Annotated in this window: 14 protein-coding genes and 1 pseudogene; 11 read left to right on the top strand and 4 right to left on the bottom strand. The window is 40.0% G+C overall.

The window, feature by feature from the left end; genetic code table 11:
* The first annotated feature begins 20 nt into the window (after positions 1-20).
* Positions 21-1,445 (top strand): aldehyde dehydrogenase family protein, encoded by a 1,425-nt coding sequence (locus ACTWP7_RS05720; RefSeq protein ID WP_443122361.1) that lies wholly within the window; start codon positions 21-23, stop codon positions 1,443-1,445.
* Positions 1,446-1,518: 73 nt separating this feature from the next.
* On the opposite strand, the gene ACTWP7_RS05715 is transcribed toward ACTWP7_RS05720, so the two are convergent.
* Complete coding sequence (locus ACTWP7_RS05715; protein ID WP_422164281.1) at positions 1,519-1,896, bottom strand: SET domain-containing protein; 378 nt, start codon at positions 1,894-1,896, stop codon at positions 1,519-1,521.
* A 136-nt stretch (positions 1,897-2,032) separates the two neighbouring features.
* Here ACTWP7_RS05715 and ACTWP7_RS05710 point away from each other — a divergent pair, with 136 nt between their 5' ends.
* Entirely contained in the window at positions 2,033-2,236 is a 204-nt protein-coding gene (locus ACTWP7_RS05710; protein WP_145956034.1) for a hypothetical protein, read from the top strand.
* Between the two features lie 212 nt (positions 2,237-2,448).
* Here ACTWP7_RS05710 and ACTWP7_RS05705 read toward each other — a convergent pair whose 3' ends face one another.
* Positions 2,449-3,030: a DNA-3-methyladenine glycosylase gene (locus ACTWP7_RS05705; protein WP_443122360.1), complete on the bottom strand. Its 582-nt coding sequence runs from the start codon at positions 3,028-3,030 to the stop codon at positions 2,449-2,451.
* A 225-nt stretch (positions 3,031-3,255) separates the two neighbouring features.
* Between ACTWP7_RS05705 and ACTWP7_RS05700 the strand changes: the two genes are divergently transcribed.
* The 3 genes from ACTWP7_RS05700 (at position 3,256) to ACTWP7_RS05690 (ending at position 6,453) form a co-directional block, all read left to right on the top strand.
* Positions 3,256-5,037 carry a solute:sodium symporter family transporter gene (locus ACTWP7_RS05700; protein ID WP_443122359.1) on the top strand — a complete coding sequence of 594 codons (1,782 nt, stop codon included), beginning with the start codon at positions 3,256-3,258 and terminating at the stop codon, positions 5,035-5,037.
* A 146-nt stretch (positions 5,038-5,183) separates the two neighbouring features.
* Positions 5,184-5,927: an SDR family oxidoreductase gene (locus ACTWP7_RS05695; protein ID WP_443122358.1), complete on the top strand. Its 744-nt coding sequence runs from the start codon at positions 5,184-5,186 to the stop codon at positions 5,925-5,927.
* 175 nt (positions 5,928-6,102) lie between these two features.
* Positions 6,103-6,453, top strand: a complete 351-nt coding sequence (locus ACTWP7_RS05690; RefSeq protein WP_443122357.1) for a carboxymuconolactone decarboxylase family protein — start codon at positions 6,103-6,105, stop codon at positions 6,451-6,453.
* Positions 6,454-6,954: 501 nt separating this feature from the next.
* Here ACTWP7_RS05690 and ACTWP7_RS05685 read toward each other — a convergent pair.
* Entirely contained in the window at positions 6,955-7,110 is a 156-nt protein-coding gene (locus ACTWP7_RS05685) for a hypothetical protein (RefSeq protein ID WP_422164537.1), read from the bottom strand.
* A gap of 419 nt (positions 7,111-7,529) precedes the next feature.
* Here ACTWP7_RS05685 and ACTWP7_RS05680 point away from each other — a divergent pair, with 419 nt between their 5' ends.
* The 4 genes and pseudogenes from ACTWP7_RS05680 (at position 7,530) to ACTWP7_RS05665 (ending at position 11,478) form a co-directional block, all read left to right on the top strand.
* Positions 7,530-9,041 carry a UDP-N-acetylmuramoyl-L-alanyl-D-glutamate--2,6-diaminopimelate ligase gene (locus ACTWP7_RS05680; protein WP_443122356.1) on the top strand — a complete coding sequence of 504 codons (1,512 nt, stop codon included), beginning with the start codon at positions 7,530-7,532 and terminating at the stop codon, positions 9,039-9,041.
* A 320-nt stretch (positions 9,042-9,361) separates the two neighbouring features.
* A complete protein-coding gene (gene tnpA, locus ACTWP7_RS05675) occupies positions 9,362-9,760 on the top strand; it encodes an IS200/IS605 family transposase (RefSeq protein ID WP_443122355.1) in 399 nt (132 codons plus the stop codon).
* A gap of 11 nt (positions 9,761-9,771) precedes the next feature.
* Positions 9,772-10,539 (top strand): annotated as a pseudogene (locus ACTWP7_RS05670) (RNA-guided endonuclease TnpB family protein).
* Between the two features lie 555 nt (positions 10,540-11,094).
* Positions 11,095-11,478 carry a hypothetical protein gene (locus ACTWP7_RS05665; protein ID WP_443122354.1) on the top strand — a complete coding sequence of 128 codons (384 nt, stop codon included), beginning with the start codon at positions 11,095-11,097 and terminating at the stop codon, positions 11,476-11,478.
* A 105-nt stretch (positions 11,479-11,583) separates the two neighbouring features.
* Here the strand turns inward: ACTWP7_RS05665 and ACTWP7_RS05660 are convergent, their stop codons facing one another.
* A complete protein-coding gene (locus ACTWP7_RS05660) occupies positions 11,584-12,852 on the bottom strand; it encodes an NCS2 family permease (RefSeq protein ID WP_443122353.1) in 1,269 nt (422 codons plus the stop codon).
* Between the two features lie 221 nt (positions 12,853-13,073).
* Between ACTWP7_RS05660 and sdaAB the strand changes: the two genes are divergently transcribed.
* Together sdaAB and sdaAA are read left to right on the top strand one after the other, a co-directional pair.
* Complete coding sequence (gene sdaAB / locus ACTWP7_RS05655; RefSeq protein ID WP_443122352.1) at positions 13,074-13,736, top strand: L-serine ammonia-lyase, iron-sulfur-dependent subunit beta; 663 nt, start codon at positions 13,074-13,076, stop codon at positions 13,734-13,736.
* A 24-nt stretch (positions 13,737-13,760) separates the two neighbouring features.
* Positions 13,761-14,645 carry an L-serine ammonia-lyase, iron-sulfur-dependent, subunit alpha gene (gene sdaAA / locus ACTWP7_RS05650; RefSeq protein WP_443122351.1) on the top strand — a complete coding sequence of 295 codons (885 nt, stop codon included), beginning with the start codon at positions 13,761-13,763 and terminating at the stop codon, positions 14,643-14,645.
* Position 14,646 lies beyond the last annotated feature (1 nt).

Raw genomic sequence — 14,646 nt, 5'->3', positions numbered from 1 at the left:
GAAAAAAGGAGATATGAAATATGCGGAATCAATTAAAGCATTTTATCAACGGTGAATGGGTAGAATCAACAGGATCTGAAACCTATGATGTAATAAATCCAGCTACGGAAGAAGTAATTGGAACAATTAGTATGGGTACAGAAGAAGATTTAGATAAAGCTGTAGATGCAGCAAAACAAGCACTTCCTTCATTTTCTCAAACTTCTAAAGAAGAACGTGTAGAAATGCTGGAGCGAATTGCTGCAGAATATGAGAAACGTAAAGATGATATTATTGAAACCATAACGGATGAGTTAGGATCGCCTCAGAAGATTTCAGAAAAAGTTCATTACACAATGGGCTACAATCATTTCTCACAAGCGGCAGAATCATTGAAGGATTTTTCTTTCATGGAAGATCGCGGTGGTCATACAGTAGTTAAAGAAACTATAGGTGTAAGTGGTTTAATTACGCCTTGGAATTTCCCTACCAATCAAACTTCGACCAAGATTGCCAGTGCATTTGCGGCAGGCAGCCCGGTTATCTTAAAACCAGCAGAAATGACTCCATTTGCTGCCATTATTTTAACAGAAATCTTTGAAGCAGCAGGAGTTCCAAAAGGTGTATTTAACTTAGTTAATGGCACAGGGGAAGTTATAGGAAACGGGATCAGCTCACACCCTGATATTGACTTTGTTTCCTTTACTGGATCAGGAGCTGTAGGGAAGAAAATCATGGAGAATGCTTCTGAGACTATTAAGAATTTTGCGCTCGAACTGGGAGGTAAATCTCCACTGGTTGTGTTGGAAGATGCTGATGTCGAAGTCGCAGCAAGAGCAGCCGTTAATCATATTGCAACGAACACAGGTCAAGTATGCTCAGCTGCTACGAGGGTGCTTGTTCCTAGTAAAATGAAGAAGTCTTTTGAAGAAGCTGTGCTGAAAGTTCTACCTGAATTCCCTGTAGGGGATCCAAGAGAGGATAACCTGATAGGTCCGTTGATTTCCAAGAAACAGTGGGATACCGTGCAGTCCTATATTGAAAAAGGTCTAGATGAAGGTGCATCTCTATTAACGGGAGGAACCGGTAAGCCGGATGGGCTTGACCAAGGCTATTATGCCAAACCTACCGTATTTACAGATGTTCAAAATAATATGGTAATTGCACAAGAGGAAATCTTTGGGCCGGTAACCACTATCATCACATATGATACGCTTGATGAAGCTATTGAAATTGCTAATGAAACAATTTATGGTTTAGCTGGTTACGTAATAGGCAACGACCCTGAAAATCTAAGAAAAGCAGCAACTGGAATTCGTGCAGGTCGTATCAAAGTGAACGACACTGAAGCTGATTTTTCTGCTCCATTCGGAGGGTATAAGCAATCCGGAATAGGAAGAGAATGGGGCGACTATGGTATTGAAGAATACTTGGAAACCAAAACTATACTTGGATTTCCTTCTTAAATTGAAATTATGAGGTGTTAAGGCACACCTCATAAGTAAAGAGGCACCCGGATTACTGGGTGCCTCTTTATTATTACTCCTGATCGAACCATAACGTGTCCTGGATATCTACTGAACCATTGTAATTAATGTGAATTTCTTCATCAGCTTTAATATCCCGGTAAGCATAGAAGTCAAACGTATCGTTATCAAAGTTAATGACATAGTTAGCGTTCGGCTCATAGGAATGGTTAAACATCATGCCGTACCCCAATACAAATGCTGTATGGTTTTCGCCGTACTCAAAAGCATAATCAGCCAGTCGGGTTTTTTCTATATGAACATGTTCCTCATTAGGATAAGGGATAACAGGGGCCTGATGAATGAGTGTGTTTTTCGGGATATCCTGATTCGCGAAGACACCTCTGTTTAAGTCTTCATCCGTAAGTGTAGAAGTTCTAATTTCAATCATGGGATCACCTTGCTTTCTTTTCAAGATCTTACTTTAACTATCTAAGCCTGACAGAAGTGTGAATGTAAATCAAATGACCAAAAATTCTGTAAAATTAATAGTTAAAGGAAAATTGAGGAAAAAATGTGTTAAACTTGTGAAAATAAAATCTTACAAAGGAATTGATAGTATGAAGATTTCAACTTGTCTATTGTTAATTATCTTCGTTATGCAGTTGTCCACTCTCATCAATAGTACGGTGTTTGATGGAGGGGGGAGCGGTGTCTTGCTTGCCGTACATACCACTTCATTTGTAGCAGCAATTGGGTTTTATGCGCAGATAAGGAGCGAAAATGGCTAATCTCAAAGGTAGCCTCTATAAATAGGGATCCGCTTTTAATTAATCTATTGATTTACAAAAAGTAATGGTTTATGAACGAAGCATTTTGCTGAGGGGAGAGGTTACCCTTTACTTAGGGTGAAAAACGATAGCGTCGTTATTTCAAAATACTTTCATAAGAAAACACACCTCATACAAAGGTGTGTTTTCTTATGAAAGTATTGGCTTAAACGTTATCTGGATACAAACCTGTTTTCTGTGATCCAAAATCTCCACGGATAGTTACGGGCTTCTCCAGAGTTGTCAATACCGATTCGTTTCCCTTTGGAAATATGTTCAGGGGAAAAGCCTTTTTTGATATACAGTGGTGATTGGTTCAGAGGATGTCCATAGTCCGATTTGATAATCCCTAAGGCTTTCGTTAATTTTCCGGGTCCATTTGTAAAGTCCTTTTCTTTTTTATCTCCTCTTCTTTCCTGTATCAGGTCCAAGCCTTCTTTGGGTTCGACCGCTCTAATTAAAACGGCCTCCGGGTGGTTTAATTCACCGCTTACTACATTCACCAGACAGTGTGTATGCATAACGTATGTGTAAACATAACCAGGCAGGCCAAACATTACTTCCGTTCGCTGCGTCCGCTTATTGTTAAAACTATGAGCTGCCCTGTCAACCGGACCAATATATGCTTCTGTTTCTACAATATATCCAGAAGCCGTGCCTTTCTCCGTTTCTTTAACTAATTCACAGCCCAAAAGAGATTTTGCTAGCTCTAAAGTAGGCTGTTCATAAAATTCTGCAGACAAAATGCTCATCATTGACCCTTCCTCTCCCAATTACGATTAGACATGAAGTTCATCAAATATATCATAAACCAGCCCTTTATTTCATTCAAAACTTTATAAATTGAAAAAGTGAAAAGATAAATATTTCCTGTAAAGTTCATCTTTTAGGTTTGAACATATAAAATAAAGGTTAATTCTGATGTATAAATTATATCTAAATAATTTACAGAGCGAAACATTTGATAAAGGGTGAGGGAGATGGATTCATCAAATATTTGGTTTACAATGTTATCCTGCATATTTTTCATGGGGCTTGTAGCTTTTATTTCTTACAAACAAACGAAAGGGAACACTAATAGTTCTGATGGTTATTTTCTTGCAGGAAGAGGACTGAGTGGAGGTTTTATAGCAGGATCTTTATTGCTAACTAATCTATCTGCTGAGCAATTAGTTGGATTAAATGGTCAAGCCTATCGCACAAATCTTTCGAACATGGCCTGGGAGGTAACGGCTGGTTTGTCAATTGTGTTAATGGGGTTGTATTTGCTTCCTAAATACATGAATTTATCCATTACTACACTACCTGAATTTTTAAGTAAGCGATTTGACGAGAGGGTAAGACGTTATACTGTTATACTTTTTATGGTTGGTTACGTGCTCGTAACAATTCCTTCCATGCTATACTCAGGTGCACTTGCTGTCTTGAAATTATTTAATGTGCCAGAGCTTCTTGATATTTCATATACTCAATCCGTATGGGTGGTTATTTGGGCTATAGGCATTATAGGAGCAGTATACGCTATCTTTGGAGGACTTAAAGCCGTCGCTGTATCCGATACGGTTAATGGAATTGGTCTACTGATTATAGGAGCACTCGTACCAATATTAGGGTTGATTACTTTAGGAGACGGAGAACTTTTAAATGGTGTGAAAACAATGACCACTAATCATCCAGAGAAGCTGAATGCGATAGGAGGGCCGGAGGATTCGGTTCCTTTTGGAACTATATTTACAGGTCTTATCTTTGCAAATATGTTTTACTGGGCATCTAATCAGTATGTCATCCAGCGTACTCTTGGCGCGAACAGCCTGAAAGAAGGTCAAAAAGGGGTGATTTTTTCAGGTTTTTATAAATTACTAGTTCCTCTTTTTATGATGATTCCCGGAGTAATTGCTTTTCATCAATACGGAGGAGATTTGAAATCAGTGGATCTGGCTTATCCGACTCTTGTGACAAATGTTCTTCCACCATACCTTTCTGGTTTCTTCTTAGCTGTTCTCCTTGGAGCAGTGCTTAGTTCATATAATTCTCTACTAAATAGTGCAGCTACCATGTTTGCGCTCGATGTTTACAAGCCTGCGTTCAATGAGGATGCTTCAGAACAGAAATTAATAAAGGTGAGTAAACAATTTGGGAGCATTATCGCGCTCGTAACATTCTTTATCTCTCCGCTGCTCATGAATGCGCCAAATGGTTTGTGGGACTTAATAAGAAAGTTTACCGGCTTCTTTAATATTCCTATTATTGCTGTAGTGCTGGTAGGAGTCCTTTCCAGAAAAGTTCCTGCGGTGGCAGCTAAAGCGGCAATAATATTTCATGTTTTTGCTTATTACTTAATGGTGTGGGGATTCACTCATCTATTTGGAATTGCCGTTAATATTCATTTCATTCACATTTACGGCATTCTTTTTGCAATAGAAGTTATAATTATGCTTACTTTCGCTTACTTTAAGCCGAGAACTAAGGCGTTTAAGTTTTATAATAGCCCGCAGATTAACATGACACCATGGAAGTACAGTGTAGCTACTTCCGTTATATTAATTGCAAGTATAGGTGCCACTTATATAGTTTTTTCTCCTATTGGTGTAGCCTATTCGGGAGGGATTGTCTCTCCTTATTTCTGGCCGGTACTTATCGGTCTTGTACTTGCAACTATTGGGTTAGTCATACTTTCCATTAAAAAGTGGCAGAAAAAGTATGCAGATGTATTAAGCTATAGAGAGAAGAAGGATGAAAGACCAATAGAAAATGTTCAGTAATCAGATGCTCCCTATTAAGGGAGCTTTTTAAATGGAAAAAAATATGGCTTAGAAAGGTAATGTTTAACACAAGTTTATTTCGGTAACATACATTTTGAAATCGAAATAAAATTGGAAGAGTTAGAATATATTTAGGAGGCTAGTCATTGACGAATTTACAAGATCAAGTAGTTATTATCACAGGAGCATCCAGTGGAATCGGTGAGGAAACGGCGAAAGAACTTTCCTCTAAAGGAGCTAAACTTGTATTAGCAGCAAGACGTGAAGATCGGCTGGAAGAATTAGCGACAAAAGTAAACGATGATGGCGGTCACGCGATATACAAAGCAACTGACGTAACCAATTATGATGAAATGGAAGAGCTTGCTGAATACGCTCAAAAAGAACTGGGCCAAATAGATGCCATTGTAAATAATGCGGGTTTGATGCCACTTTCTTTACTAAATAAACAAAAGGTTAAAGAATGGGATCAAATGATCGATGTAAATATTAAAGGTGTGCTATATGGAATATCTGCCGTGCTGCCTCATATGCGCGAACGCAAAAAGGGACACATCATTAATATTTCTTCCGTGGCTGGACACGTAGTCTTTCCGGGAAGCGCTGTATACAGTGGTACAAAATTCGCTGTGCGTGCGATTACGGACGGGCTGAGAATGGAAGAGTCTGCAGAGAGTAAGATCAGAGCAACGATCATTTCGCCTGGAGCGGTTTCTACTGAACTGACATCTACCATTACAGATGAAGATGTAAAAGGTGGAGTAGACGAACTTTACGAACAGGCGATCTCGCCGGACAGCATTGCCAGGACAATACGTTATGCTCTGGAAGAACCAGCAGAAGTTACTATTAATGAAATTGTAGTACGACCAACAGACCAAACCACATAAACAAAAAAGCAGCCTGCCACAGGCTGCTTTTTTTTGTTCCAAAACCTGGTACCTCAGGTCATACAGATTATGGATGATTATAAGGGCTCCTTAGTCATGTATAGCTAGCACATCCAATAGTTTAATATTGGTATAAAAAGGAATGGCATTATTGAACACATTAAGGAGTGATATCATGGAAAGAAAAGCCCATACTATACTAGAGGAATACCGTAATGGAATTGAACAACTATCGGAGCATCTGCCCAAAACCATCCAGGAGTACAATCGATTCACTGGCGAAGCATTTAATGATGGAGAAGTTACAAAAGCAAATAAACACTTAATGGCACTGGCAATTAGTTTGAAAGAAGGAGACGAACCCAGCATTACTTACCATATGGATCAATGCGTAGCAATGGACTGCTCGGATCAGGAGATTTATGAATCTATGGGTGTAGCTGCTGCATACGGTGGTGGTGCGGCTATGAGTCAATCCGTCACGAAAGGTTTTGAAATCTTAAAACAGCTCCGAACCCAATCTTAAGCTACCTGGCAGGCTGCCGTATTCCTCCTAGAAGAAGGGTGCGGCAGTTTTATTTCTCTAAAGCTTCGGTTCTGAATGTTATGATTCTTTAACTTGGAAGGAATAGCTTAAATAGAGGATTAGAGTGTTAGAAAAAAAGAAAGACCAGGGGCTATGTGTGGAGCGAGGGATAGAGGTTTATAGAATATAAACTAAAAAGCTTTTAAAGATCCTATTTAGGAAAACAATGGGCGGGAATATAGGCTTGCTAGTTTAGTATAAAATTAAAATGATAAAGGATAATCGGCGAGGCGCTTTATAAGTTGGATAATCTTATAATGCGAAAAGAATTTTTCATTAGAGATTAGATTCCCATTGTGATTTCAGTATTTTTCTTTCCATTAAAAAATCAACGTCTTTTGACTACTTAAGTCATGCAGACGTTGATTCCATGGAACGGCTTGGGTACCGTTATCCTTTATTTGCTTTCTTCTCATAGCTATATGTCACCACTTAATTCTCTTATTTTCTTTTGTTTTTACGAAAAGGCATAAGAAGTTTGCCGCTTTTAGTTCGCTTCACTTTTGTGGAAGCAGACAGTTGGGATCCCTTGGCTTCCGGGCTGTTTTTGTAGTCCTCTTCAAATAGCTCGCGAGCCTTGGAATAAAGCATGGTCATTTTAATGACCTCCTTTTTAATAATGGTTATCATTCAATCAGCTTTACTCTTCTTAACTGTTGAATTAATGAAAATTTTACTCTCTAGTAAGGGGGTAACGCAATAGTTTTTTTAACTTTTTTTTCGACAAATTTTTGGTTATTTTCCAACTATCTTTTTTCCAATTTATAGAACAGGAAAATAATAACAAAACACGCATAATTACTATAGCGATACGACTTTAATAAGCTTCCGTATTTTTAAATATCATTCAAAATTTCTGGCGTTGAAAAATAGGATAAAAGTCACGGATTTTTCGCAAACCTATAGAAAACCTATCGAGAAGCTTTTGAAAGTTTATAGGCATAAACCAATGGGAATTTACAACAAACAAAGGTGCTTTAGTATCATAAAGTGTGAACAAAGGATGATATCATATAATGACTAACAAAGAAGTGATTTTTAAAAACCTATTCCTAGGGACCATTTATGGCCCCGGGAGTCAATACGTATCCTCAGTAGTATATGATTCTCGTGAGGCAGAAGAAGGCGATGCTTTTGTATGCATTGCTGGTGAAAAGCATGATGGACATCTGTTTATTGAACAGGCTATTCAAAACGGTGCAAACACCATCATTGGTTCCGAGAGTGAAAAGTTACACATGTATTCGACTTTTTATAATCATATAAGCTTTATATGCGTGCCCGAAACTAGAACGGCTCTAGCCCAGTTAGCTTCAACCATTTATGATTCCCCATCGAACTCCCTCTACACCATTGGCGTCACAGGAACCAATGGAAAAACAACCGTTTCGTCTTTCCTATATTCGCTATTAAACGACCTTCGTATGCGCACAGGTAGTTTAGGCACGGCTGGAATATGGGATGATGAGAAAAAGACAGAGTTTAAGCAGACGGTACCTACGACTCCTGAAGCTCCTGATATTCACCGAGTTTTGCATTATTTTAGAAAAAGAGAGATGAATACTGCAATCATTGAATCCACTTCGATAGCGATTGAGCAGAAGCGCTTGGCCACAATCCATTTTGATGTAGCCGTTCATACCAATTTGACTCCTGAACACTTAGAATTTCACGGTACTATGGAAGCTTATAAACAAGCGAAAATGAAGCTGTTTGATCAGTCCAAGAGTGCAATTGTTAACGCAGATGATCCCCAAATGGCGGAAGAATTAATTAGAAGTTTCAAAGGAACTTTAATCACATATGGGATTGAGGAACCAGCTGATATCTTCGCTAAAGAAATCCGTACAACGTTGGAGGGGACTTCATTTAAATTACGTTTGTTCGGTAAGGATTACCATATGCATGCACCTATTTTTGGAACATATAATGTCTCCAATTTCCTGGCTGCTGTAGCTGTTTGCTGCCAAATGGGATACTCGGCAGAACAAATATTATCTGTAGTTTCAACAATTCAAAGTCCGGAAGGGCGTTTTCAAATTGTAGAAAACGATGCCCCGTTTCAAATTGTTTTAGACTATGCTCATACTCCTGACGCTCTATTCCATATACTGAGTGCTGTGCGCCACATTCCTTATCGTAATTTAATTGTTATGATCACAGGAGTTGGTCTCAGGGATCCAAAAAAGCGCCCTTTGATGGCCGAAGTGGCTGAGGGTCTGGCTGATGAGATTGTGGTCAGTGTTGATCAGCCGGGGCATGCTGATCGTCAAGAAGTCGTAAACGATGTGTTAAAAGGATTCAAGGATCCTGCAGCGTCTCGAATCCATTCAGTATTGCATCGAGAAGAAGCGATTCACTATGCATTTGATTTAGCTGAATCTGGCGATCTGGTTTTATTAACAGGAATCGGATTCGGGGGATACCAGGTTATCGGGGATGAGAAGGTGCCTTACTCAGAGATGCAAGTGATTGAGGACTATTTTGAGAAGTTTTTTTGTAATAAACAAGCTTTATGTGAAAGTTGATAATTAAGGGAGGAGGACTGTAACTAAACAGAAACGGACAGGTGATTTTTAGTGGCTTATAATTATTCAGCCCCCTGTCCAAATGGAGTAGGACTTGAAGAGACTATTATTCTCTTCAAGTCTTTTTTAATGAAAAGTAGTTGAAAGATGATCGCTGTTTTAACGAACTTCCGAAAGAAGTCTCCCTTTTCAATCGTTTGAAGGGCGTAGCCTAACGGTAAGGGGAGATGAAATTCGGTTGGGCGATAGCCCAAAAGTTTCTGCCTTTTATCTCAATGTGGTATGATCAGTCTTAATAACGAATAAGCGCTGATATAACAATGGATTTAGGTAGCAATAATCATTCAGTGTTCTTGATGTATTACCATTTGGTATTGGTTGTGAAATATAGAAGGAAAGTCATGGATGACATCATTTCAGATTATTCGAAAGAAAAGTTTGTGTCCTTGGGTGAGAAATACAACATCACACTGGTCGAGTGGAACCACGATGTTGATCATGTTCATATTCTGTTCAAAGCCCATCCTAATACCGAACTATCAAAGTTCATCAATGCCTATAAAAGTGCCAGTTCAAGACTTATCAAAAAAGAATTTCCTTTTGTGCGAAAGAAACTATGGAAAGAAATGTTTTGGTCAAGAAGTTTTTGTTTGTTGACCACGGGTGGTTCGCCTATTGAGGTGGTAAAAAAATACGTCGAAAACCAAGGGGTGAAGTGAGGTGATTTAATATGGATAAACAGAATAGAGCCTACAAATTCAGAATATATCCAACAGGTGAACAGTCTCTGATTATCCTTAAAATCTTTGGTTGTGTTCGCTTTGTCTACAACAAAATGTTAGCTGAACGAATAGAAACCTATGAAAACTTAAAAGATGATAAAGAAGCATTGAAATCAGAAAAACACCCCGCCCCTGCCAAGTACAAAAAAGAGTATGAATGGCTGAAGGAAGTAGACTCATTAGCATTAGCCAACGCTCAACTAAATTTAGATAAGGCACCCAAAGTTCTATCGACAAATGCTTGAGAAGTCAGCCAAAGAGCAACGCAATCTTTCTCGAAAGAGGAAAGGTTATTCGAATTGGAACAAACAACGCATCAGGGTTGCGAAAATCCAAGAGAAAGTCGCCAACCAACGTAAGAATTTTCTGCACCACAAGTCTAAAGAATTGGTCGCATCATATGATGCGGTTGTGATTGAAGATTTGGATATGAAAGGGATGTCACAAGCACTCAAATTCGGAAAAAGTGTCGCTGATAATGGATGGGGGATGTTCGCCTCTTTCTTACAATACAAACTAAAAGAACAAGGGAAGCAACTTATTAAATTGACAGGTGGTTTCCTTCTACTAAAACTTGTTCGAAATGTGGTTTGGTAAAAGATATCCAATTATCAGAGCGTACTTATCAGTGCACTTGTGGTCTAAAACTCAATAGAGATTACAATTCAGCACTCAATATCAAAAAAGAACGCATTCGCTTATTAGCAATTACCTAATGAACATATAAACTCTTGGAACAAGAGGGTTAGCTTGGTCAATTTCTTCAGCTAATAAAAGTGGCGATTACCCAAGAAGCCCCCACTTCAAGCAACCCGTAAGGGTGGTAAGTGGTGGGAGTAGTTCACGAGACAATTAATGAGAAATTAAAACGCTTCTACAGCAATTCATAGGTAAATGGAACTCGCTCCTTCGCAGAAAGGGGCGAGTTTTTTTAGTTGATGCTAAGGGTCACTTGCAGATAAATCAGTGTTGTTTGATTTTACCTTCAATGGGTGGGATTCTTGATCTATCCGCTTTCTCGAGTCCCTGCAGTTTTGTCGTATTAAAGGTTTTTTGAAGGTGGGCTGTGCTTTTACATCCTTTCGCCAGATGAGGGATGATTTACATCAACATCACGGCTTTCTCATCACACTAACAGGCTCGATAATCTCTATGTATAATCAGACATTTTTAAACCTTGCGGAAAACGGCTTTCATTATGGACAACTTTCTTTTTGAAATCTGGTCCATATACTGTTGTAGATTGCAATTGAGAAAGAGGAGGGGTGTGGTTGTTCTATCCTTATTACTATCCCCGAACATACTGGCCCGCTTTTTATGCAACCCCTTATTCCCATGACCATACTTTCACTCACAGACCATACCCTGAGGTAAATACCGAACTGTTTATGAAATCTGCTGAACAAATGAAGGGTTTACTAAAAGAAGCAGATGTATTAATGGATCACATAAAAAGTTCTACAGAATTGGCCTCAGAACTTATGAATGCTGCTCAACAATCGAATAAAAGTAAACTAATTCAATTATTAAAATCTTCGGGTATTCAGTCAAAGATGGACGTAAGTTACACGCCAGATGGACTAAACATTATGTTATATACTTCTGTTGGAGATTTAGATTGCGGTCACTTGAAGATATCGGTTCGCTGGAGATAATCCCAATGGGATAAAATATAAAAACCCCTGAAACTAGCTTGCTAGTTTCAGGGGTTTTAATGAGGACGAATACCTGTCAAAAAATCAGGCATTTTTATATTTTTCTTAATGTCCAAGCGAGCGCATGATAAATTCAATGAGAAAGACCATGGCGATGAGTACGACTGGAGTTGAGAGTTCTCGCTGCTTCCCAATGGCGAATTTGACAATCGGATACGCAATAAATCCAAAGGCCATTCCATCAGCGATGGAGTAGGTGAAAGGAATCATAACGATAATCAGGAAAGCAGGCATGGCTTCTGACAATTCATCCAGTGGAATCTCTTTAATATTTTGAACCATTAAAGCCCCAACTATGATCAGAATCGGGCTAATAGCTGTCGAGGGCACCATTGATATCCAAGGAATCAAAAACAGGGTTCCTATAAACAGGAAAGCCATCGTAAAGGAGGCTTTTCCTGTTTTTCCACCGGAGGCGATGACTGCTGCGCTTTCAGCAGATGAGACCGTAGGAGACGTACCTAAAAACCCACTGCTCAACGCAGAAAAAGAAGCGGCTTGAAAGGATCGTTTAAATTTTCCTTTCTGTTCAAGCATTCCGAGCTGCCCATGAATTAATCCCATATTCTCGAAAATAAGAACTATGGCAAGTGGGAATACAGCCATCCAAAATCCGAAATCACTAAGTCCTGAAAAGTCAGGGATAAATACCCAGGATTGTTCATCAAGAGAAATCATGGAGCCTGGGGCCTCAAGAATTCCAGTGAAGTGGGCAATAATCGTTCCTATAATCATGGTTATAAGGAAATTACCTGGAACGTTCCGTGTAAAAAGAAAAATCCCGATAAACAAGGTAATCAGGCTCGTGATCACAACGGCTGAAGATGGGTTTCCTAAACTAATTAAGGAATATTCCCCACGAACAACGAGTCCGCCTTTCTCTAGCCCAATCAGTGTCAGGAACAGACCAAGCCCTACAGTGATCGCATGCTTTAAAGATTCGGGAATTGCTTGCTTAAGCCAGTCTCCAAGTCTGGTAAAAGCTGTTACTAAAAACAGCAAGGAAGCGATACATACGACGGCCAGTCCTTCTTGAAAGCTAAGTCCGCTCCCTTCAACAATCGAGTAGGCAAATAAGGCGTTAACCCCCATACCTGGAATGAGAACCATAGGTGCATTCGCGTATATGGCCATGATCAAACAGCCAATCGCACTGGCAAGAATAGTGGCTACCATCCCGCTTTCGAGCGGAAGTCCGGCACTCTCGAGTATCTGACTGTTAACGGCTACGATATAAACCGTGGTAAAGTACCCGATCAGTCCGGCTGTCCCCTCTTTCTTCCAGCTGACGTTTTGAGTCTGGTGATTGAACATTTCAATCTCCTCTATGAAATTATCCCTCTCCCGCCCGGCTACCGAGTAACCCACAAATTTTTATTCTACTATTCTCCAACCTCTCTATCAAGTTTATCTGTTCTTTTTTGTAAATAGTAAGCTGTTAGATTAGGATTGTGATAAAATATAGAAGGATCAAATTGCGAAAGTAAGCGTTTTCTTATTGAAAACCAAGAGAGAAAATAGGGATGGTGAAAGAAATGAAATATAGATCAGTATTCGATATTATAGGTCCAATTATGATTGGACCGTCCAGTTCACATACGGCTGGAGCAGCTCGGATTGGAAGAGCCGCCCGTCATCTATTTGGCAGAGAGCCAAAGTATGCGAATGTCCACTTGTATGGTTCATTTGCAAAAACCTATAAAGGTCACGGAACGGATGTGGCCATAATTGGTGGGTTATTGGATTATGACACATATGACGAACGAATTCGGGATGCTTTAAAAACAGCTCGGAAAAATGGAATGAAGGTGCGTTTTTATGAAGAAGAAGCACATACGGACCATCCGAATACGGCACGTCTGAAAATAGGTGATGACGACGGTGAACTTGAGCTTGTCGGAATCTCAATTGGCGGGGGTAAAGCGGAAATTACCGAACTGAATGGATTTGAATTGCGGTTATCTGGGAGTCATCCAGCTATCCTTCTAATTCACAATGATCGATATGGTGCCATTGCATCCTCTACAGCCATTTTAGCTAAACATGAAATTAATATCGGACGTATGGAAGTCTCGAGAAAAGCCCAGGGCGAACAGGCACTTATGGTCATAGAAGTGGATCAGAATATTGATGATTCGGTCTTAAGTGAGCTTGAACGTGCCGATCACATTACCCAGGTGGCGAAAATATCCGACTAACATTTATTCAGGGAGGGTTTATCTATGTTTCGAAATGTTGCCGAGCTAGTTGAGCTAGCTGACAGTGAAAATATACAAATCTCAGAAGTTATGATCAGACAGGAGATGGAAGTTAAAGAGTTAACGAGAGAAGAAGTTTATCAGCATATGGAAAAAAACCTGGAGGTTATGGAAAAAGCGATCGAAGATGGTTTGAAAGGCGTAAAATCCCACAGTGGACTGACTGGTGGAGACGCTGTTCTCATCCAGAATTACATGAAAAATCATACACCTCTCTCGGGTAATTTACTTATGGATGCCGTTAGTAAAGCAGTGGCTACCAATGAAGTTAATGCAGCGATGGGGACCATTTGTGCCACCCCCACGGCAGGGAGCGCGGGGTGTGTCCCGGGCACTTTATTTGCTGTGAAAAACCAGCTGAATCCAACACGTGACCAAATGGTGCGTTACCTGTTTACTTCGGGTGCCTTTGGTTTTGTAGTCGCGAACAATGCATCGATATCTGGAGCTGCCGGAGGCTGTCAGGCTGAAGTAGGCTCAGCAGCGGGAATGGCGGCTGCTGCTATTGTGGAAATGGCAGGAGGGACGCCTTCTCAATCAGCAGAAGCGATGGCCATTACCCTGAAGAATATGCTAGGTTTAATATGTGACCCCGTTGCGGGTCTGGTGGAGGTTCCTTGTGTGAAAAGAAATGCTATGGGAGCTTCAAATGCCGTTGTGGCAGCAGACATGGCTCTGGCAGGAGTGACCAGTCGTATTCCTTGCGATGAAGTGATTGATGCGATGTATAAAGTTGGTCAGCGTATGCCTTCAGCTTTTCGTGAAACTGCTCAAGGCGGCCTTGCTGCCACTCCTACGGGAAGAGAACTGGAAGCAAAAGTGTATGGAATTTCTTTGAAGAAAGAGTGAA

Source organism: Halobacillus sp. B29, from assembly GCF_052246755.1.
Classification (GTDB): domain Bacteria; phylum Bacillota; class Bacilli; order Bacillales; family Halobacillaceae; genus Halobacillus; species Halobacillus halophilus.
The sequence above is the reverse complement of the archived record's forward strand: the minus strand, read 5'-3'. Positions and strand labels throughout refer to the sequence as shown.